General features: G+C 62.4%; 19 protein-coding genes and 1 tRNA gene. 12 read left to right on the top strand and 8 right to left on the bottom strand.

The genetic code is table 11. The features are described from left to right. Positions 1-102: 102 nt before the first annotated feature. The 4 genes from AC1DD7_RS06250 to AC1DD7_RS06235 all read left to right on the top strand — a co-directional run bounded on the left by AC1DD7_RS06250 (position 103) and on the right by AC1DD7_RS06235 (position 5,229). Positions 103-1,209 (top strand): GTP pyrophosphokinase, encoded by a 1,107-nt coding sequence (locus AC1DD7_RS06250; RefSeq protein WP_216924310.1) that lies wholly within the window; start codon positions 103-105, stop codon positions 1,207-1,209. Between the two features lie 7 nt (positions 1,210-1,216). After that, entirely contained in the window at positions 1,217-2,713 is a 1,497-nt protein-coding gene (locus AC1DD7_RS06245) for a SulP family inorganic anion transporter (RefSeq protein WP_477514251.1), read from the top strand. Between the two features lie 151 nt (positions 2,714-2,864). Continuing rightward, complete coding sequence (locus AC1DD7_RS06240) at positions 2,865-3,860, top strand: bile acid:sodium symporter family protein (protein ID WP_477514250.1); 996 nt, start codon at positions 2,865-2,867, stop codon at positions 3,858-3,860. A gap of 115 nt (positions 3,861-3,975) precedes the next feature. Next, positions 3,976-5,229 (top strand): D-arabinono-1,4-lactone oxidase, encoded by a 1,254-nt coding sequence (locus tag AC1DD7_RS06235; protein WP_477514249.1) that lies wholly within the window; start codon positions 3,976-3,978, stop codon positions 5,227-5,229. An 86-nt stretch (positions 5,230-5,315) separates the two neighbouring features. Here AC1DD7_RS06235 and AC1DD7_RS06230 read toward each other — a convergent pair whose 3' ends face one another. The 4 genes from AC1DD7_RS06230 to AC1DD7_RS06215 are packed head-to-tail and all read right to left on the bottom strand — an operon-like array spanning position 5,316 to position 10,941. After that, entirely contained in the window at positions 5,316-7,091 is a 1,776-nt protein-coding gene (locus tag AC1DD7_RS06230; RefSeq protein WP_477514248.1) for an acetyl/propionyl/methylcrotonyl-CoA carboxylase subunit alpha, read from the bottom strand. A 7-nt stretch (positions 7,092-7,098) separates the two neighbouring features. Continuing rightward, the gene (locus AC1DD7_RS06225; protein WP_477514247.1) at positions 7,099-8,772 is read right to left on the bottom strand and encodes a 5-oxoprolinase subunit B/C family protein; all 1,674 of its coding nucleotides are present in this window, start codon (positions 8,770-8,772) and stop codon (positions 7,099-7,101) included. 30 nt (positions 8,773-8,802) lie between these two features. Continuing rightward, a complete protein-coding gene (locus AC1DD7_RS06220; RefSeq protein ID WP_477514246.1) occupies positions 8,803-10,137 on the bottom strand; it encodes an MFS transporter in 1,335 nt (444 codons plus the stop codon). 45 nt (positions 10,138-10,182) lie between these two features. Then, the gene (locus AC1DD7_RS06215) at positions 10,183-10,941 is read right to left on the bottom strand and encodes a LamB/YcsF family protein (RefSeq protein ID WP_477514245.1); all 759 of its coding nucleotides are present in this window, start codon (positions 10,939-10,941) and stop codon (positions 10,183-10,185) included. 109 nt (positions 10,942-11,050) lie between these two features. Here AC1DD7_RS06215 and AC1DD7_RS06210 point away from each other — a divergent pair, with 109 nt between their 5' ends. Beyond that, positions 11,051-11,749: a GntR family transcriptional regulator gene (locus AC1DD7_RS06210; RefSeq protein ID WP_477514244.1), complete on the top strand. Its 699-nt coding sequence runs from the start codon at positions 11,051-11,053 to the stop codon at positions 11,747-11,749. On the opposite strand, the gene AC1DD7_RS06205 is transcribed toward AC1DD7_RS06210, so the two are convergent. Continuing rightward, positions 11,750-12,475, bottom strand: a complete 726-nt coding sequence (locus AC1DD7_RS06205) for a LysR family transcriptional regulator substrate-binding protein (protein WP_477514243.1) — start codon at positions 12,473-12,475, stop codon at positions 11,750-11,752. Between the two features lie 33 nt (positions 12,476-12,508). Between AC1DD7_RS06205 and AC1DD7_RS06200 the strand changes: the two genes are divergently transcribed. Continuing rightward, a complete protein-coding gene (locus AC1DD7_RS06200) occupies positions 12,509-12,958 on the top strand; it encodes a DUF5997 family protein (RefSeq protein WP_223935217.1) in 450 nt (149 codons plus the stop codon). Positions 12,959-13,009: 51 nt separating this feature from the next. Here the strand turns inward: AC1DD7_RS06200 and AC1DD7_RS06195 are convergent, their stop codons facing one another. Continuing rightward, positions 13,010-13,390 carry a VOC family protein gene (locus AC1DD7_RS06195; RefSeq protein WP_477514242.1) on the bottom strand — a complete coding sequence of 127 codons (381 nt, stop codon included), beginning with the start codon at positions 13,388-13,390 and terminating at the stop codon, positions 13,010-13,012. A 113-nt stretch (positions 13,391-13,503) separates the two neighbouring features. On the opposite strand from AC1DD7_RS06195, the gene AC1DD7_RS06190 reads away from it, so the two are divergent. Then, on the top strand, positions 13,504-14,067 hold the full coding sequence (locus tag AC1DD7_RS06190; protein ID WP_477514241.1) for a hypothetical protein: 564 nt from the start codon (positions 13,504-13,506) through the stop codon (positions 14,065-14,067). Positions 14,068-14,126: 59 nt separating this feature from the next. Here the strand turns inward: AC1DD7_RS06190 and AC1DD7_RS06185 are convergent, their stop codons facing one another. Next, on the bottom strand, positions 14,127-15,545 hold the full coding sequence (locus AC1DD7_RS06185) for a flavin monoamine oxidase family protein (protein WP_477514321.1): 1,419 nt from the start codon (positions 15,543-15,545) through the stop codon (positions 14,127-14,129). A gap of 65 nt (positions 15,546-15,610) precedes the next feature. Between AC1DD7_RS06185 and AC1DD7_RS06180 the strand changes: the two genes are divergently transcribed. From AC1DD7_RS06180 to AC1DD7_RS06170, 3 genes are all read left to right on the top strand, one after another. Further along, complete coding sequence (locus tag AC1DD7_RS06180; RefSeq protein WP_477514240.1) at positions 15,611-16,345, top strand: TetR/AcrR family transcriptional regulator; 735 nt, start codon at positions 15,611-15,613, stop codon at positions 16,343-16,345. 82 nt (positions 16,346-16,427) lie between these two features. After that, the gene (locus tag AC1DD7_RS06175; protein WP_477514239.1) at positions 16,428-17,555 is read left to right on the top strand and encodes an L-talarate/galactarate dehydratase; all 1,128 of its coding nucleotides are present in this window, start codon (positions 16,428-16,430) and stop codon (positions 17,553-17,555) included. A 10-nt stretch (positions 17,556-17,565) separates the two neighbouring features. Continuing rightward, complete coding sequence (locus AC1DD7_RS06170; protein WP_477514238.1) at positions 17,566-18,264, top strand: FadR/GntR family transcriptional regulator; 699 nt, start codon at positions 17,566-17,568, stop codon at positions 18,262-18,264. Positions 18,265-18,437: 173 nt separating this feature from the next. On the opposite strand, the gene AC1DD7_RS06165 is transcribed toward AC1DD7_RS06170, so the two are convergent. Next, positions 18,438-18,520 (bottom strand) — tRNA-Leu (locus tag AC1DD7_RS06165). A gap of 386 nt (positions 18,521-18,906) precedes the next feature. Here AC1DD7_RS06165 and AC1DD7_RS06160 point away from each other — a divergent pair. Beyond that, entirely contained in the window at positions 18,907-19,656 is a 750-nt protein-coding gene (locus tag AC1DD7_RS06160) for an FhaA domain-containing protein (protein WP_477514237.1), read from the top strand. A 5-nt stretch (positions 19,657-19,661) separates the two neighbouring features. Continuing rightward, a complete protein-coding gene (locus AC1DD7_RS06155) occupies positions 19,662-20,141 on the top strand; it encodes an FHA domain-containing protein FhaB/FipA (RefSeq protein ID WP_477514320.1) in 480 nt (159 codons plus the stop codon). The last annotated feature ends 1 nt before the right edge of the window (position 20,142 follow it).

Below are 20,142 nucleotides of genomic sequence, written 5' to 3'. Positions count from 1 at the left end.
TCCTTTGTACCGAGCCTATCGTGACGTCCCGCAACTTTGGCTAGGGCACCCCGACGGCGGCTGGCCGGCCCCAGTGTCGGACCCGCCCCGTAAGCTGGGGGCATGGCAAGCAATTGGGACAGCCTGGACCAGGACCAGCGCGATGCAGTGGATGCGAACGTGGCGCTCTATGAGCGTGTTCGCCCTGCCCTGAAGCGGGTCACACGGGATGTGTTGCTGACCCTTAGGGACATGCTCAACGACGCCGAGGTCACTCCCTTGTTTGTCACCGGCCGAACCAAAACAGTGGAGTCGTTCCGCGAAAAAATTTCCCGCACGGATGATCCTTTGGAGCCGGGCGGCCCGCGGGTCCTCAAATTCCCGGACCCTTTCCGCACCTTGAATGACATGGTGGGCATCCGCGTCATCACCAAACTGCCTGCAGAGAACGCAGCCGTAGCCAACATCATCAAGCGACAACGCCAGCTCTTCGATTGCCGAGGAGACCGCGAGAAGGACATCGGTTCCATCGAATCGGGCACGTACGGTTACTCAAGCCGGCACCTCATCCTGCGAACCATCCAGAATGAGGCCGTCAAGGAGTATCAGCACGTCTTCAACCCGGATATGCCTGCCAACGGCAGCTACTTCTTCGAATGCCAGATCCGCACTGTTTTTGCGCACGCCTGGAGCGAGATCGAGCACGATATCCGGTTCAAGGCGGAGGATCCACGGGCCTGGACCCCGCATTTCGATCGCCAGTTCACAGCCACTGCGGCCATGTTGGAAACCGTGGAGAGCGCCTTCGCCGACCTCCACGAGCGCTATGAAGAGGTCCGCAGTTATTGGGACCTGCACGGTGAGGGTGCTTCCCCACTGACTCCCAACCGCGTTCGGGACGTCTGGCGTACGCTCCTGCCCCACGTTGACCGTAAAGTTGATGACGACTGGGGGTGGGCTGCCGAACTTCTGGCCGCCCACGGACTCACCAAAACCGTGGAACTTGCGGGGCTCCTTAGTGCCAACCGGATCACGGAGGTCCGCAAAGCCCTGGATCACCGCTACTCCCCGGGCCCCGACCGCCTCCTGGATGACCTCCTGCTGTGGCAGTACGGAACCGAACATATTGACCTCACCGCTGAGGCGCCCGACGTCGTTCCGCACCCGCGGCGCGATAGCCTCCAGCGGCGTCTGAAGCAGATTGAGCGTTACCGCCAGACTGCACTGTAAGGACGCCATGACTCCCGAGCAACTCGTGTCACTGCGGGTGACCTTCCGCTCGCCCCGCCGCCTGCTGACGGAATCCCTGGCTGGACTGGTGGTTGCACTGGCGCTCATTCCGGAGGCCATCGCGTTCTCGATCATCGCGGGCGTTGATCCCAGGGTGGGGTTGTTCGCTTCCTTCACCATGGGCGTGGTGACGGCCCTTGTTGGTGGTCGTCCAGCCATGATCTCTGCAGCGACAGGGGCTGTTGCCCTGGTCATCGCTCCCGTGATGAAGGAGCACGGACTCGACTACCTGATCGCCACGATCATCCTGGCGGGTATCTTCCAGATCATCCTGGCTGTACTAGGTGTCACGCGGCTCATGCGGTTCATTCCTCGGTCGGTGATGATCGGCTTCGTGAACGCACTGGCAATTTTGGTGTTCATCTCGCAGATGCCGGAACTCTTCAATGTCCCGTGGATGGTCTATCCAATTGTTGCCGTGGGACTCGTCATGGTCTTTGGCGTACCTCGCCTGACCACGGCTATTCCTGCGCCTCTCGTGGCGATCGTCGTCATTACTCTGGTTACCGTTCTGGGGCACATCGATGTTCCAACGGTCAGTGACAAAGGCGAGCTCCCCCACAGCCTGCCCGGGTTCTTCCTGCCCAATGTCCCGCTGAACCTGGAGACGTTCCAGATCATTGCGCCCTTCGCGTTGTCCATGGCCCTCGTTGGACTGCTGGAATCACTCCTGACAGCCAAGCTCGTGGACGATATCACGGACACGCGGTCCAACAAGACACGGGTTTCCTGGGGTCAGGGAGTGGCCAACATCGTCACGGGATTCCTTGGCGGACTGGGTGGGTGTGCCGTGATCGGACAGACCATGATCAACGTCAAGGGATCCGGCGCGCGGAGCCGGCTCTCAACGTTCTTGGCCGGCGTCTTCCTGCTTGTCCTGGTGGTTGTCCTGGGCGACATTGTGGGCATGATTCCCATGGCGGCCCTTGTTGCCGTGATGATCTTCGTTTCCTTGATTACCTTCGAGTGGCATTCCGTTCGGCTGTCCACCCTGAAGCGACTCCCCAAATCGGAGACCGCAGTCATGCTGATCACCGTTGCCGCTGTCGTGGCGACGCACAATCTGGCAGTGGGTGTCGGCGTCGGCGTTTTGACGGCGATGGTGCTGTTTGCGCGGCGCGTAGCCCACTTCGCTACTGTCGAGCGGACCGAACTGGAGCTCAACGGGGAAACCGTGGCTACGTACACGGTGGACGGCGAACTCTTCTTCGCCTCGTCCAATGATCTGTACACGCAGTTCGACTATGCAAAGGATTCCTCGGAGGGCATAGATCGTGTGGTGATCGATCTCCATAACTCGCACCTTTGGGATGCCTCCACTATTGCCGTGCTGGATTCCGTCACCGAGAAGTACCGCAACCATGGGCGCGAGGTGGAGTTCATCGGGCTCAACGAGGCCAGTATCCACATGCGCGAACGGCTCGCGGGAAAGCTGAACGGCTGATCCAACTGGGTCGCAATTGTGCGCGTTATGAGCTCTCAAAACGCGCAGTGCTGCAACCTACTTGGGTCCGAAACAGCGGTCATCTGACATATATGCCGCATTGGAAGTAACGAACTCGGTCATGCCCACGGACCAATGTGAGCATGGATAAATGCTTGAGGCAACGAATTCCCAGACAGACACTTCAGGGTCCGAGGCTCCCGTCAACGCAGCCCTCGCCGCAGAGGCCAAAATCGCGCGGATAGCCGTGACGGTTTTCCCGCTCCTGGTTGTGCTGGCCGGCGTCCTCGGGTTCCTCCTTCCGGAACTGTTCAAGCCTATGGGCGTCGCCGTTCCCTATCTGCTGGGCGTCATCATGTTCTGCATGGGCCTCACGCTGACGCCGCCCGACTTCGCTTCTGTGGCGCGTCGTCCATGGGCTGTGGCACTCGGCATCGTGGCGCACTACGTGATCATGCCCGGGGCAGGCTGGTTGATTGCCGTCCTGCTTCAGCTGCCGCCCGAGCTCGCCGTCGGCCTTATCCTTGTGGGCTGCGCGCCGTCCGGTACGGCATCCAACGTGATGGCGTTCCTCGCCAAGGGTGACGTGGCATTGTCGGTCGCTGTTGCTTCAGTTTCCACACTGATCGCTCCTATCGTCACACCGGCACTGACGCTCCTGTTGGCGGGCTCGTTCCTGCACATTGATGCTGGTGCCATGGTGCTGGACATCGTGAAGACCGTGTTGCTTCCGGTCATCGCAGGCCTGCTCGCTCGACTCTTCCTGTCCAAGCTCGTCGCAAAGGTGCTTCCGGCACTTCCGTGGGCGTCCGCCGTCGTGATTTCACTGATCGTGGCGATCGTCGTGGCAGGCAGCGCCAGCAAGATCGTTGCAGCCGGGGCCATCGTGTTCCTGGCAGTCGTTCTCCACAATGGCTTTGGGCTGGGCCTGGGCTACCTGGCCGGCAAGCTGGGGCGCCTGGATGACAAGGCTCGGCGCGCCTTGGCCTTCGAGGTGGGCATGCAGAACTCCGGTTTGGCGGCGACCCTTGCCACGGCGCACTTCAGTCCGCTGGCTGCGCTGCCCTCCGCCGTCTTCTCGCTGTGGCACAACATCTCCGGCGCGATTGTCGCGGCATGGCTGGCTCGCCGACCACTGAAGGACTAGCGTCCCGCGGCTCCAGCTGAGACTGCATCAATCAGTTGGACGCCTCTTGACGCAATTAGTTGTGAGCGTTAACAATTGCGGGAGCCGATAAGTAACCAAGTGGGAAGATCATTCAATGAAGAACTGGGCAGGAAACCTTGAGTATTCGTCCGCCGAAGTCCAGCGGCCCACCTCCGTGGACCAGCTGCGCGGGCTTGTGGCCAACGCGCCGCGGATCAAGGCCCTCGGTTCCCGCCACTCGTTCAACAAGGTCGCAGACACCGATGGCATGCACCTTCTCCTGGATGCATTGCCCCAGGAGATCTCACTTGATGCCGAGAAGGGTACCGTCAAAGTCAGCGGTGGTATCAGCTATGGCGCACTTTGCCGGGTAGTCGAGGAACAGGGCTATGCCATCCACAACCTCGCTTCACTCCCGCACATCTCGGTAGCGGGGGCCATCCAAACCGGGACGCACGGCAGTGGTGTCAACAATCCCTCCCTGGCTGGCGCCGTCGTAAGCATTGACCTGGTGCGTGCAGATGGCGAGCTGGTGACGCTTACCCCGGACGACGACGAGTTCCTCGCCAGCGTTGTGGGAGTCGGCGCCCTGGGGATCGTCACAGGACTGGAACTGGCCGTCCGCCCGAGCTATCAGATGCGGCAGCGCGTGCTCACGGGCCTGCCGTGGGAGCGGGCGCTGGCTGACTTCGCGAACATCGCGTCGGCCGCGTACAGCGTCAGCTTTTTCACGAATTACACCGGTGAGTCCATCCCGCAGGTGTGGTTGAAAGCCCTGGATACCGAAGCTCCGTTGCCGGACCTGTTCGGAGCAACCGCAGCCATGGTCGCCATGCATCCCCTGCCGGATATGTCTGCGGAGAACTGCACGGGTCAGCTGGACGAGCCCGGCAAATGGCTGGACCGCCTGCCGCACTTCCGCCACGAATTCACGCCGAGCAATGGTGAGGAACTGCAGAGCGAATTCCTCCTACCCCTGGAGCATGCACCCGCGGCTCTTCAAGCTGTCCGAGAGCTCGCGGAAAAGCTGGCACCCCTGCTGTTCATCTCCGAAATTCGTACAGTAGCAGCAGACGAGTTCTGGCTCAGCCCCTTCTACCGGCAACAAAGCGTGGCCCTCCACTTCACATGGAAGCCACTGCAAGCCCAGGTGGAAGCGGCACTCCCGGAACTGGAGGAAGCACTGCGTCCCTTCGGCGCGAGGCCGCACTGGGGCAAGCTCTTCACGCCAAGCCTGTACGACTTCGCCGCGCTCTACCCACGCTTCGAGGACTTCCGGGCTTTGGTTCAGTCCAAGGACCCGTCGGGCAAGTTCCGGAATGAGCTGCTGGACAGCGTGCTGGGCATCTCTGCGGCGACGCACGCCTAGGACCATTCGGGGCAATCACGTTGCCAAGCCGCTATTCCGTTGCTGCCCAGGGACGGAATAGCGGGTTGGCGACGTTCCAGCAGCTGCTACTCGATGTGGGCCAGCACGGCTCCCGCTGTCACCACACCGCCGGGTGCCGAGAGCACCTCGGAGAGCGTGCCTGCACGGTGGGCTGCCACCTGCGTTTCCATCTTCATGGCCTCCACCACCAGCAAGGGGTCACCTGCCGAGACCTCGGTGCCTGGCTCCACGAGCCACTTCACAACGGTGCCGGCCATGCTGGAAACCAGGGCTGATTCCGCTGGTGAGGCTCCCCCTGAATTGGACGCTCCCACGTAATCGCCCTGCAACCCCGTGACCACCGAGCCTGAGGGAAGTCCTTGCCCTGACCGGGCCCAACCCTCCAGCAGATCAGCCGGGAGTCCCACCGCGAGCCGCTTGCCGTCGACGTCCACGGTGATAGTGCGTCGCACGCCACCAGGGGCAACCACGTTGTATTCGGAATCAACGGGGATCTGATCTGCAAAGTCCGTCTCGATCCACCGGGTGTGAACGCGCAGCCCGGCTACGGACGTAAAGTCATCGGACTCCACAACCGCGCGGTGGAACGGCAACACGGTGGGCAGTCCGGTGATCTCCATTTCGGCAAGTGCTCGGCGTGCGCGGCGCAGCGCTTGCTGGCGGTCGGCACCAGTAACAATCAATTTGGCCAGGAGCGAATCGAACTGCGGTGCAATAAACGAGCCCGCACTCACGCCGGTATCCAAACGAATGCCGGGACCCGTGGGCGCTTGGAACGATGCCACTGCGCCCGGGGAAGGCAGGAATCCGCGGCCAACGTCCTCGGCGTTGATGCGGAACTCAAAGGAATGGCCGTGGGCTATGGGATCCGCGGTAATGCTCAAGGGCAGGCCGGCTGCAATGCGGAACTGCTCCTGAACGAGGTCAATCCCAGCAGTTTCCTCGGTTATCGGGTGCTCCACCTGCAGGCGTGTGTTTACCTCGAGGAAGGCCACGGCCCCATCTGCGGAGACCAGGAATTCAACAGTCCCGGCGCCGTAGTAGCCGGCCTCGCGGACGATTGCTTTGGCGGCGTCATAGATCTGTTGCTGCTGGGACTCGGTGAGGAAAGGCGCGGGTGCCTCTTCCACGAGCTTCTGGTGACGGCGTTGGAGGGAGCAATCGCGCGTACCCACCACAACGACGTTGCCATGGGTATCCGCGATGACCTGCGCCTCCACGTGCCGAGGCCTGTCAAGGTACTGTTCCACGAAGCATTCCCCACGCCCGAACGCTGTGATGGCTTCACGCACTGCGGAGTCGAAAGCCTCCTCCACTTCGGCGAGTTCACGGACAACCTTGAGCCCGCGACCACCTCCGCCAAAGGCCGCCTTGATGGCCACCGGCAGTCCGTGTTTCTCGGCAAATGCCCGGGCTTCAGCAGCAGTAGCAACCGGGCCATCGCTGCCGGCCACAAGGGGGGCACCAGCACGGACAGCGATCTCGCGGGCTGTAATCTTGTTGCCCAACTGCCGGATCGACTCCGGTGACGGACCGATCCACTCGAGTCCGGCGTCGAGGACTGCTTGCGCAAAATCGGCGTTTTCCGAGAGGAAGCCATACCCGGGGTGGACGGCGTCAGCCCCCGACTGTTCGGCAACGGCTAGCAGCTTCGCGACGTTAAGGTATGTCTCAGCGGGGCTGTTTCCGCCCAAGCTATAGGCTTCATCCGCGGCACCCACGTGCATTGCGTCGGCGTCGATGTCCGCATAGACGGCCACCGAGGAAATGCCGGCGTCATCGCAGGCTCGGGCGACTCGAACAGCGATTTCTCCGCGGTTCGCAATCAGGACCTTTCGCATCAAATACTCACTTCTCTGGGGTCTTGGTGAAGTCGGGGGAATCGGGGACCATCCGGAACCGGATCCGTCCGCCAATGGGGACCTGCCCGGCAAGGTCAAGGTGTTCGTCGCGAACCACGCCGATCACGGGGTATCCACCGGTGATGGGGTGGTCGGCCAAGAACAGCACGGGAAGTCCGGCGGGCGGGATCTGGAGGGCACCAGCCATAGTCCCCTCGCTGGGAAGTTCACCCTCGCGGGCGCGCTGGAGAGGAGTACCGTCCAGTCGCATGCCCACGCGATTGGATTGTGGTGTGACCAGCCATTCCTGACATGTCAGGGACTCGATGGCGGACTGATCGAACCAATCAGCACGGGGTCCGGGAACCACATCGAGAACGGTGACACTGGTACCCGGAAATTCCGGTTGCAGCTCCGGACTTCCAACCGCAGTAGACGCCGTGGCGGCGCCCGCCGGGAGCTCCTGCCCAACCACCAGCGAGGCAGGTCCGATCCCGGACATCGTATCGGCCGAACGACTCCCCAGGACTTCGGGAACCGCTATGCCACCGCGGATTGCAACGTAGTTCCGGAACCCGGCCTCGGGCGGTCCGAGGGTAAGTACTTCGCCGTCGAGCAAGGCGAATGGAGCAGCAATCGGGACGCTGCGCACTGCGTTCCGGGCGTCGCCGTCAGACTCCTCAAATTCAGCCGACGACGGCGACTGGACGGTGAGGGTGGTAGGCGCACCTGTCACGGCAATCACCTGGTCACCGACCGCTTCCACGGTCAGCCCACCGTTGACGGTCTCGATGGCGGCAGCCGACGAGCTGTTGCCGACGAGGCGGTTGGCGCGGCGCAGGGATGCCCGGTCCAAGGCACCGGCCGCCGAGACCCCCAAGGCCCCGTAGCCTCTCCGGCCCAGATCCTGGATAAGGCTTTGCGCCCCGGGGTTGAGGATCCGCAGGCCGGAGTCCGTGTGGTGATCGGCCTCGGGTTCAGCTTGATGCTCCGCACTGGCCGTGACAACCTCCCGAACAGCGCGGTACTGCACCCTGTCGCCGGGCCGAACCAGGGCCGGTTGGGGACGGTCGAGATCCCACATACGGGCTCCCGTTCGGCCAATCAGCTGCCAACCGCCGGGAGAACGCCGGGGGTAGACAGCCGAGTACTGGCCGCCGAGGGCCACGGATCCAGCGGGAACAGCCGTGCGCGGTGAGGAGCGGCGGGGAACCGTGAGGACTTCATTCTCGCCCACCATGTAGCCGAATCCGGGAGCGAAGCCGGCGAAAGCAACAGTCCAGATCTGGTCTGTGTGGGCCGAAATTACGCCCTCCACGCTCAGCCCGGTGAGTTCCGCGACATCGGCGAGGTCATCGCCGTCGTACACGGTATCGATGACCACAAGCCCAGAGTCAGTAGCCTCGGTCGCCGTGAGTTCCAGCTCGAGCAACCGGGCGCCGATGGCGCGCGTTGCCGCTGCGGATTCGCCAACGACCATAACCGTTTCGGCTGCCGCCAGCACGTCAACCTGGCCAGGAAGCGGAGACTTGTAGAGCATGTCCTGCAGGGCCAGTACGTCCTGGAGTCCATCCAGCTCCGCAAGGACGGCACGGGTGCCGACGGGTCGCACAGAGCGGACCTTTTTCGCGGTGGTCGATTGCTTCGCTGTGGCAGTTTGCTTCGCGGTGGTCGTTTGCATCACGGTCTCCATCATCCGCTTCGCCGCCATTTAGGCGGGCGACTCCTGCAGCAGGCGAACGTCTTCTTCAGGCTTCGGATCCCGGCCCAGGACCATGCCCACGATCGTGACAACGGCTGTCAGGACGAGGTACCCGGCGATCAAATACCAGCCGCCGGATGCGGCGCCGTAGAGAGCCGTGAAGATGATGGGCGCAACAGCTCCACCAATCACGCCGGCCAGGGTGTAAGCCAAGGAGCTGCCGGCGTAGCGCAGGCGGGCTGGGAACTGCTCAGTGATGAAGGCAGCCTGCGGGCCATACATGAATGCGTGGAGCGCCAAACCGATCACTGTGCCAATAGTCAGCATGACCACTGACTTGCCCTGGATCATGAGGAAGAACAGGGGAATATAGACGGCTGTAGCGGCTGCTGTTACGCCGTAGACAAGGCGGCGGTTGAAGCGGTCGGTAAGAGCGCCGGCCAACGGAATGAGGAACAGCTGGAACGCGGAACCGATGAGGATGGCTGCCAGGACATTGCCTGTAGTCATACCAAGTTGCTTGGTGGCGTACACCGCCACAAACACCGTGAACAGCGCGTAGAGAACGTCAGGGCAGACCCGCGAGAGCGCTGCGGAAACCAAGGCCTTGGGTTCGGTGGTGAAGACCTCCTTGATGGGTGCTTTGGGCCGTTCGCCGTGGGCCTGGATCGCCTTGAAGACCGGGGTTTCTTCGAGCTTGAGGCGGATGATCAGGCCAAAGACCACCAGGAGTGCGGATGCCAGGAAGGCGACGCGCCAGCCCCAGGACAGGAACGCCTCAGTGCTCAATGAAGCAGCAAGGATGGCGAGGACGCCATTGGCCATCAGGTTGCCTGCAGGCGGGCCGATCTGCGCAGCGGAGGACCAGAAGCCACGCTTGTTGGGGTCACCGAATTCGCTGGACAGCAGAACCGCTCCACCCCATTCACCACCGACACCGATGCCCTGGGCGAGGCGAAGAAGAACCAGGATGGTGGGCGCCGCCACGCCAATCACCGAGTAGTCAGGCAGCGCACCTATGAGGACGGTCGCGACTCCGATAAGCACGAGCGTGAAGACCAGGACGTACTTGCGCCCGATCTTGTCGCCCAAACGCCCGAAGATGACGCCGCCGATCGGACGGGCCAAGTAGCCCACCGCAAAAGCTGAGAAGGAGAGCAATAGTGCAACGAACTCATCGTTGCCGGGGAAGAAGATCTTGGGAAAGACGAGGGCCGAAGCTACGGAGTAGATAGCGAAGTCATAATATTCAAGCGACGTGCCGGTGAGGCTGGCTACGTAAGCCTTCAGGGCGCCGGCCGGTGGCTTCCTTGTCACGGCCTTGGCTGCGTTGGTGCTGGTCATGGTTTCCTCCGGGGGGATGAGGGGGTTGTGCTCAAGCTTGGGGATTTAGAGGAACGAGCCGATGCTGACGCCGGCGTCGTCGAGAGCGGACTTCACCGCAGTAGCCATCGCGACAGCTCCTGGTGAGTCACCATGCACGCAGATGCTCTCCGCGCGGATCTTCAGGATGGAACCATCGATGGTCCTGACGGACTGTTCGGTGGCCATCCGCAAAACGTGTTCCGCCACTTCAGCGGGATCGTGTAGGACGGCGCCTGCTTGGGTGCGTGGGACGAGGGTTCCGTCCGGGTTGTAGGCGCGGTCCGCGAAAGCTTCGGAAACACCACGAAGTCCGGCTGCGTCTGCAAGACGGAGGACTTCGGAACCGGGGAGACCGAGGATCGGGAGGGTGGGGTCAACTGATTTCACGGCGTCGACCACGGCCTTTGCCTGAGCGGTGTGCTTGACGATCGCGTTGTAGAGACCGCCGTGGGGCTTCACGTACTTGACGCTCGCACCCGTCGTGGCAGCCAGCGCCTGCAGGGCGCCGATCTGGTAAACGACATCGTCGGCCAGCTCCATGGGATCAACGTCCAGGAAGCGACGGCCGAATCCTGCAAGATCCCGGTAGCCGACGTGGGCGCCAATTACGACGCCGGCCTCAGCCGCCTTCTTGCAGGTGCTGCGGATAACGCTGGGGTCGCCAGCGTGGAATCCGCACGCAACGTTGGCACTGGAAACGGATTCGAACATGGCTGCGTCGTCGCCCAGCGTCCAACGTCCGAAGGACTCTCCGACGTCGCTGTTCAGGTCGATGATTGCCATGGTGTGATTCCTGCCTCGTGATGTGCGTTACATCAAGGATGCACCAGATTACCGGATTGTTCAACAATCCAGCGATCCTAATTTTTGGCAATCGTGTAATTTTGGTGTCATGGCCAGTGCAGATCAGGAATCCAGCGAAAGAACTGGCATCGACGGCGCCGGCGCCCGTATGCGCCTTCGGGTGCCTTCAGTTGCCGAGAGGGTCGCCGAGGAACTGCGCTACCAACTGGCCGAAGGCTTCCTTGTGCCAGGGGCCAAGCTCACGGAAGCAACCATCGCCGAGGACCTGGGCGTTTCCCGCAACACCGTCCGTGAAGCCTTCGCGGAACTAGCCAGCGAACGGCTCCTGGTCCGTCTCCCCAACCGCGGAGTGTACGTCGCCACACTGGAAGCAGGGGATATTCACGATGTCTATACGGTCCGCCGCGCCATTGAGGTCAGTTCCATCCGTGCCGGCGGTTCCGCAGAGCGCATTGCCGCCATCAGGGCCGCCGTCGAGGAGGGAAAGCGCGCAGCAGCCGCCAACGACAACGAGGGCTTGGGCAGCGCCAACCAGCATTTCCACGGGGCCATCGTTGCCCTGGCCGAAAGCGGGAGATTGAACACGATCATGGCCCAAGTGCTCGCTGAGATGCGTCTGTACTTCCACAAGGCCACCATGAACGCGCACTTCTACAGCGACTGGCTCAAGGAAAACGAGCAGATTTGCTCAGCGCTCGAATCCGGCGACCTGGAGCGCGCCGGGGACCTTTTGCTCGCCTACCTCAACAGATCAGAGCAGCAGCAGGCCGCAATCCACGGTGAATAACTAGCGCTTGCCCTTCTTGCGCGAACCCTTGCCGCGGCCCTTGTCCGGATTCGGGGCGTAGCGCTGCGCGACGGCAGGCTTCTTGGCCCCGCCCCCGCGACGATCCGGCTTGGGCGCCTTCTTCGGCTTCTCCTGCTGAGCGGACGGCTGGCGTGAACTTTGCGCAGTCCGGCCGCGCACAATCCCGATGAACTCCTCGATCACCGGACTATCCGTACCAGCAAGCCACGCGAGGCCAATCTGCGTTCCAGGAGCGCCAGTCAATAGCCGCATGATGGTCTGCTTGTTGTTCAGGTGCCGGGCAACCGACATGGGCAGGATGGCCAATCCGGCTCCGGAAGCCACCACCTGCAAGGCCATATGGGGCCCGCCCATTTCCTCCACGTCCAGGAAGTTCTCCTCGGACAGGTCCTCCAGCGCCACTTCTTCAAACACGGAGATCTCGTGCCCCTTGGGAGCGACCACCACTGGCTGCTCTTCATAGAGGGGAATGACGTTCAGGCCTTCCCGGTCCACGGGCAGCCGAACAAAGCTAAGGTCAGCGGAACCGTCGCGCAGAACCGAAAGCTGCGCACCGTCGTCGGACATAAACGCATGCAATGGCACGTCCGGCATCCGCTCTTCCCACCGCCGGATCCATTTCCCAGGCGTCACACCGGCAACATAAGCGAAGCGAAGCTCGGTGGGGGGCTCGGTTATTTGGGCGGATTCTTCAGCGGCTGGCACACACTCACAGTACCGGCCAGATACCCTTGAAGCATGACGTCCTCGAACTCCCAGTCCATGAAGCCGGCAACCGTTGCCAAGAAACTCGGCATCTACCTGCCCGCGACACCCCAGGAGTTCCAGGATTCGTCCATCTCCCGCGAAGAATTCGCCGAACTCCAGGCCAACCCGCCGGAGTGGCTCGCCGAGCTCCGCCGCAACGGCCCGCACCCGCGCCCGGTAGTGGCACAGAAGCTGAACGTCTCCATCAGCGGCCTCGCCCGCGGCGGCGTTGAAGAAGCACTCACGACGGCGGAAATCACCGAGCTGCTGCAGGCGCCGCCGCAGTGGTTGGTTGTGGAGCGTGCCACCCACGCCGCAGTCCGCGCCGAGGCCCAGAGGGTCAAGGACGAAGCTGCGAAGAAGGCAGCTACTAAGGAAGCCAAGGACAACGCAGCCGCCAAGCGCGATGCCCCGAAGACGTCAAAGCGCGATCACGCATAGTTTTCAGCTGACTGTGGCCGGGACCCTTTGGTCCCGGCCACAGCTGTTTAACTAGTCCTGGTGGAGTTGGACGAAGTTCCCGCACCCGTCGTCGAAGACGGCGCTGATCCCGGAGAAATCCTCACTGGGTTCGCCCTGGAACGTCACGCCGGCAGCCAGCAGACGCTCATATTCAGCCTGGACGTCAGGCACGCCAAAGGTGATCGCTGCCAACCCGGCCTCATGGAGGGCGTTCATGTAGTTAGCGCCGATCGGGTTGTCGCTGGGCTCCAGCAGGAGTCCCACCGAAGTGTTGTCCGCGCCGGGATCCTTAATGATGAAGAGGTTGTACTCGGGCATGGCCATCAAGGTTTCGAAGCCAAGCGTTTCCGTATAGAAAGCGTGGGCCGTAGCGGGGTCCTTGACGTGGATGCTGCACATTTTCAGTCTCATGGTGCCTAGGCTACGCCCGGGGAGCGGTGAATTGTCCGTACGGAGGTGTTGCCCGGAAACACTCAGGCGCATACTGAAATCACAGCAGCGCGTACTCGCCTGGAGGTGGTCCAATGCCCGCCATGATGCTCCTGTGGGGCGTAGCCTTGGTGCTCGCAACAGCGGCAACCACGTTCGTCCTCCACAGAAAACTCACGCATGGGCGCGGCCCGGAACCGGACACGATCTTCTGGGATCTCTTCGCGGGCCTGGTGGTGATTCTTCCGGCCATCTTGGTTCCCGCAGTGGAATGGGCGCCGGCCGGACTTATCATGGTCTTCATCGCGATGGCCACTGCAGCAGCAACGCTGGCGACCAGTCGCAGGGTGGAGCGTCTCCACTCAGCCGAGCCCCGGCGTCGTCCTGGTTTTGCTGAAGCTGCCGCCCGCCACGCGAGCGTCCTCCAGCAGTGGCAGCGCTACGAACTCGATCCCGGGCAAGCAATAGATTTCCCGGCAATGACGGACGTCAGAACGGCCGAGACAGCTGCACTTGCCCGCGCTATGCGGGAGGCTGAGCACTGCCGGGTGACACCCGGGACTGACTATCAGGCCGCCGTCGAGCGTCTGGCCCAAGCACTCATCGAAGCGGAGCGAGCCGCAGGCGTGCCGAGAGCCGGACAAGCCGCGCCGAGGTGACACTTAACACCGATCCCAGGCGGGAAAACGGGTGTTAAGTGCCATCCCGGCGCAACGCCCTAGCCGACCGGCAGCGCGCTCAACTTGTTGGCCTCGACGATGCGGGCTGCGGTCGCCTGGCCCATCCGGACCGCGCCGTCCACGTGCTGGTAGCCCTCGGCCGCGAGATCGGACGAGGACCAGTAGATCGGTCCCACGTTCGCGTGCTGGTCCCTGCCGTAACGGTGCAGGCCGCCGAGATCGTAGCTGGAAGCGTATGCGCCGCGGGTCCATTCCTCGGAGCCCCAGTCTGATTCGTAGTAGACCTCGGGGGTGAGTGCCTTGTCGCCGAGGAAGCCGGCGATGGACTGGAGGACGGCCTTCTTGCGGTCTTCGGCGCTGAGCTCGAACACGGCGTCGGCCTTTTCGTCGGAAATGAAGCCCACCAAGGTGCCGCGGGAGTCGCCGTGGTTGGTGTTGTCGTAGACCTCCTGGACCAGGGCGCCGGCGCTGAAACCGGTGCCGGAGAGGCCTTCTTCGCGCCAGAACGGCGTGCTGTACACGGCGTGCACCTTGATGACCAGGCCCAGTGACTGGTGCTGGTGCATCTGGTGCTGGCGGCGCGGCAGCGGCGGGTTGAAGGAAACGCGTGAGTACAGGTTGGGCGGCACCGCCATGATGACATACCGCGCATTCACTGTGGCTCGCTCAGACTCAACCGTCACGCGGTCGACGTCCCAGTTGATGGTGCGAACCGGGCTGTTAAGCACGACGTCGGAACCCAGCTCGGCTGCCTGGAGCAGCGAAACCTGCTGCATGCCACCAATAACGCGCTTGTCCAGGATGAAGTCTTCGTCCGTCAGGTGTGTGAAGGACCCTGCGGAAGCGGCCATGAGAACAGCCTGCAGCGCAGAGAAGGCGTGGGCGGGCTTAGTGAGCATGCCACCGGCGATGAAGAGCCCGATGTTATTGCAGGCTTCCTCGTCGTTGGAGTTCTGGCGGAGCCAGTGGTGGAAGGAGATGGTGTCCAGTTCCCGGGCCTTGGGGTGCGCCCAGGGCTCGGTGGGTCCGATCTCCGCGGCGAGCCCGTCCAGGATGGCAACGAGCTTGTCCATCTCGGCCTTGGTGTGCTCGTTTACGGGGAAGGTGTCACCCGTGTACTGGACGCGTTTGCCGTCGGCACCGATGTAAACGGACTCGCCGTCGCGGTAGCGCGAGTACATTTTCAGTCCCAGCTCGTCCAGCAGGTCCATGAGGGCCGTCTGGTCCGGGGAAACCCACTGGCCGCCGATTTCCAGCATGGCGCCGTCGATCGTGTCGGTCCAGGTGCGGCCGCCCACGCGGTCGCGTGCTTCAAGCACTGCAACGCTGAGTCCGGCCTTCTTCAATTCGCGTGCCGCCGTCAACCCTGACGGTCCGGCACCGACGATCACAACGTCGCGATCAAGATTCTGCATGATGTCCTCTCCGTGGCCGTCCGTGGTGGCTGACCAATAAATGAATGGCGTTCATTTATATTTGATAATAGCGGCCAAGTCCGTCACTGGGAAGACCCAATGGAATAATGCTGGAGATACAGGCAGCAGAAAGGCTTCCGATGCCCGCACCCACACCCGCTCCAGAACCCGAGCCGGGCGTTGCCCCCGCTTCTGCCAGCAAGGCTCGGCGGCGCGCCGGACGCCCCATTGCGCGCATCCTGGACCAGAACGGCATCACGACGGCGGCCCTGGAGTTAATCAGCAGCAAGGGCTACGACGGACTCACCATGGCAGCCCTGGCACGCTCGCTGGGCGTGGCGCCATCCGCCCTCTACAACCACGTAGCATCCAAGGACGACGTGCTCTTGCTTGTAGAGGACCACTTGGCCGCGATGGTTGATGTCTCCGCTTTTGGTGTGGAGCCGTGGGATGTGGCCGTGCGCCGCTGGGCGTGGTCCTACCGGGATGTCTTCTCGGAGCACACGCCACTCATCCCCGTCATTGCGGTGCTGCCGGTGGCGAACGCCCCGAAGACCCTAGCCATGTACGAGGCCGTGACCGCCGGATTCCGAGACGCCGGCTTCCCGGAAGAGAAGATCATTTCGGCGATTGTTGCTTTGGAGGCCTTCGTCTTTGGGGCCGCTTACGACGTCACTGCGCCGGAAGACATCTTCGACGCCGGCTCGCTCGCGGACCAGGTTCCCAACTTCACCGCCGCTGTGGACCGACTTGCCTTGGAGCAGCATGCGCGGCCAACGGACGTTGCTTTTAACCTGGGGCTCGAGGCTCTGATCAGCGGGTTCGGGGCGCTGCGGCGGTAGTTTCCAAACCAATTCCTTGTAGTACAAGTTAATAACTTGTATCCTAAGTTTCAGGCAAAGATGCCCATCCCTTAGGAGAACCATGAGTCCCGTAGATCTCATTCGACACATCAGGCTGTCAACGGCCCGCTTACCCCTCACCGTGCCCATCAGCGACGCCAAGGTCTTCACGGGCCGTCAGAAGCCGATGACCGAAGTCGTGTTCCTCTTCGCCGAGATCACCACGGAGCAGGGCCACAGCGGCATCGGATTCAGCTATTCAAAACGCGCTGGTGGTCCGGCCCAGTACGCCCACGCCAAGGAGGTCGCGGAGGGCATCATCGGCGAGGACCCCAACGACATCGGCAGGATCTACACCAAGCTTCTCTGGGCCGGAGCTTCAGTGGGCCGCTCGGGCGTTGCAACCCAGGCCCTGGCAGCAATAGACATCGCACTTTACGATCTCAAAGCCAAGCGCGCCGGACTCCCCCTGGCCAAACTGCTGGGCTCCTATCGCGACTCCGTGCAGACCTATAACACCTCCGGCGGCTTCCTCAACGCCACATTGGAAGAGGTCAAGGCACGCGCAACGCAGTCCATCGAAGAAGGCATTGGCGGCATCAAGATCAAGGTGGGCCTGCCGGATTCCAAGGAAGACCTCCGTCGCGTGGCCGGCGTCCGCGAACACATCGGCTGGGACGTACCGCTCATGGTGGACGCCAACCAGCAGTGGGACCGGGCGACTGCCCTGCGCATGGGCCGCCAACTTGAGGAATTCAACCTCATCTGGATCGAAGAGCCGCTGGACGCCTACGATTTTGAGGGTCACGCCCACCTTGCCCATGTATTGGACACGCCCATCGCCACAGGCGAGATGCTGGCCTCCGTTGCGGAACACAAGGGCCTCATCAACGCCAACAGTTGCGACATCATCCAGCCCGATGCACCACGCGTTGGCGGCATCACCCAGTTCCTGCGCCTCGCAGCCCTTGCCGACGAACGTGGCCTTGGCCTGGCTCCGCACTTCGCCATGGAGATCCACCTCCACCTGGCCGCTGCCTATCCGCGCGAGCCCTGGGTGGAGCACTTCGATTGGCTGGATCCATTGTTCGAGGAACGCCTTGAGACCAAGAACGGCCGCATGATCGTTCCGGACCGCCCCGGACTCGGCGTGACGCTGAGCGGGCAGGCCCGTGCCTGGACCACCGAATCCGTGGAATTCGGCGCGTAATCTTGAACCCATGAGCCGAAACCTGACTGCGGATCTCGCCGCCGACCTCCGCAACCGCATCGTCGACGGCGTCATCCAGCCAGGTGAGAAACTCCCCAGCGAAAACACCCTCATCAGCGAATACGGCGTCAGCCGGACAGTAGTCCGCTCCGCCCTGACACGTTTGCAAGCGGAGGGACTTGTCGAAACCGAGCGTGGGCGGGGCAGCTTCGCGCTGACCCCGCCATCGGACGGCCCTGTTCAAGCTCCGGGCACCAGGCCGGTTGTCAGCATGGAAGACCGGCTGCAGATGCTCGACTTCAGGATCGGCGTGGAGACTGAAGCCGCGGCGCTGGCTGCCCTGAATCACACGGAGCATCAATTGAAGGCAGTGCACGGTGCCCTGGAGCAATTCACGGCAAGTTCCGGCCACCCGGCCCATTCCATGAAGGCTGACTTCGAATTCCACCGGGCCGTTGCTGCAGCCTCAGGCAATCCCTTTTATACGGACTGCATCAGTGCGCTGGGCCACACGATGATCACCATGCCCCGCACACGCCTACTGGCCAGCGACGAGGAGGACTCCCGGGAACGCTTCGAGCAAGTGGTCCACGAGCATTCCTCTATATATGCAGCCATCGCCGATGCGGACCCAGCCGCTGCCTCGGCGGCCATGCGCCTGCACCTGAGCAATTCGCGACGCCGGTTCAAGGGTTCGCCGCGCGGCTGACATTTTCCATGGGGCTCGGCTCCTACAAATCCCGGCCTTGTTCGATATTCATGCCGTTCAACGGTGAGTAGGACGAACAAGAGCCGGTCCCATGGCCGGCCAGGCATTCCGGGCAAAGACTCCGGGCAAAGCAAAAGAGCCCCGATCCTAAGACCGGGGCTCTTTCAATTGCGTGCGCGAGGGGGGATTTGAACCCCCACACCCTTTCGGATACTGGCACCTGAAGCCAGCGCGTCTGCCGTTCCGCCACTCGCGCGCAACTTCTTTTTCAGGACATTCCACCGGGCTCCCGGCTTCGTTTCCTTCAAAAGCAGCGAGATCAAGCATAACGGACATTCCAGACAAAACACCAATCGAGTCCCTGCCGGGTGTGGACAACGCGGCCGTGAGGCCCCCAAGGCGTACAACTTCTGCTTAACGGCACGGAAATTTCACCCCCTCGCTCCCCCGTCAGGACGGGCCGGAATCGAACTTTTCCGCGTCGTAAGGCGTTGTGGATTAAGGCCATTCCCAGACACTCCCAGTAGTATCGGGAAGTGGAAGGGCCGTTCGGCGCTCACTTTGCTGTGTGCGTGGACGGGTCGAAGCACGGAGTATTGAACCAGGCACAGTGGGTGCCGCGGCGAGGAAAGGAGAAGGACCATGGGTTTGCTGGACAAAGTCGAGCGCGGCATTGAAAAGGCTGTCCGCAACGTCTTCTCCACGGGGTCGCGGGCACGTGTTGAGCCGGTGGAAATCGCGAGCAAGCTACGGCGCGAGCTGGACAATAAGTCCATCACCATCGCAGCCGGGCGCACTCTCGCCCCCAATGTGTTCGATGTCCTCCTCAGCGACGAAGATTTCGGACGCGCCCAGGAGTGGGGGACTCCGCTGGCAGAGGAACTGTGCGATGTGGTCATCCAGCACGTTCGCAGCCAGGGCTACACGCTCCAGGGCGCGGTCCGCATTTCGTTCCGTCGAAATGAAGAGGAACGCGCCGGACACTTCGAAATAACTTCCCGGACCGAGAAATCCTCCGACGACGCCTCTGCCGCGCCACAGGCCCCACGGCCAAATGTTCCAGCTGCACCGGCCCGGCAGCCCACCCGACTCCAGCCTGTCCTGGACATTGCCGGCCAGCGGTATTCCCTCAATGCCCAGTCGGTCGTGCTGGGCCGCTCTTCGGAAGCGGACATCCTGGTGGATGACACCGGAGTTTCCAGGAAGCACCTTGAGGTCCGCACCCAGAACGGCACTACGTGGGCCGTTGACCTTGGTTCCACCAATGGCAGTTACGTCAACGGTCACAAGGTGGACGGCAGCGTGGAGCTCACTGACGGCTCAACCATCACGATGGGACGTACAAAGATCATTTTCCGCCTCCTCCCCCAGACCCCGGGTGGCCACGCGTGAACGACATCAGCGAACTGACCATCACGGCCCTTCGCTTCGGTTTCCTGCTGTTGCTGTGGGTCTTGATCTTCAGCATCGTGTCCACCATGCGCCGCGACTTCCAGATCGGCCGCAAGGCCGTGACCGGTGTCCCCACAGCGCGCGAGGTCCGCAAGCACCCCGAATTGGCCGCCTCCCCGGCGCCCGCCATCCAGCATGCGCGCAATCTGGTGGTGACTGAAGGCCCCCTCAAAGGCACCACCCTTCCCTTGGCGGCAAGCCCTATCCTGTTGGGCCGCGCTCAGGAAGCCACGCTGGTCCTGGAAGACGACTACGCTTCCGGCCGGCATGCACGATTGTTCCCGCAGGGCAGCCGCTGGTTCATTGAGGACCTCGGGTCCACCAACGGCACCTACCTTGCCGATCAACAGCTCACCCGTGCCCTGCCGGTGGAGCTTGGCGTTCCCGTGAGAATCGGCAAGACGGTTATTGAATTGAGGCCGTAGT

This window comes from Paenarthrobacter sp. 10L412, assembly GCF_056395565.1.
Note: the sequence above shows the minus strand (reverse complement) of the source record. Positions and strands in the feature narration are given on the sequence as shown.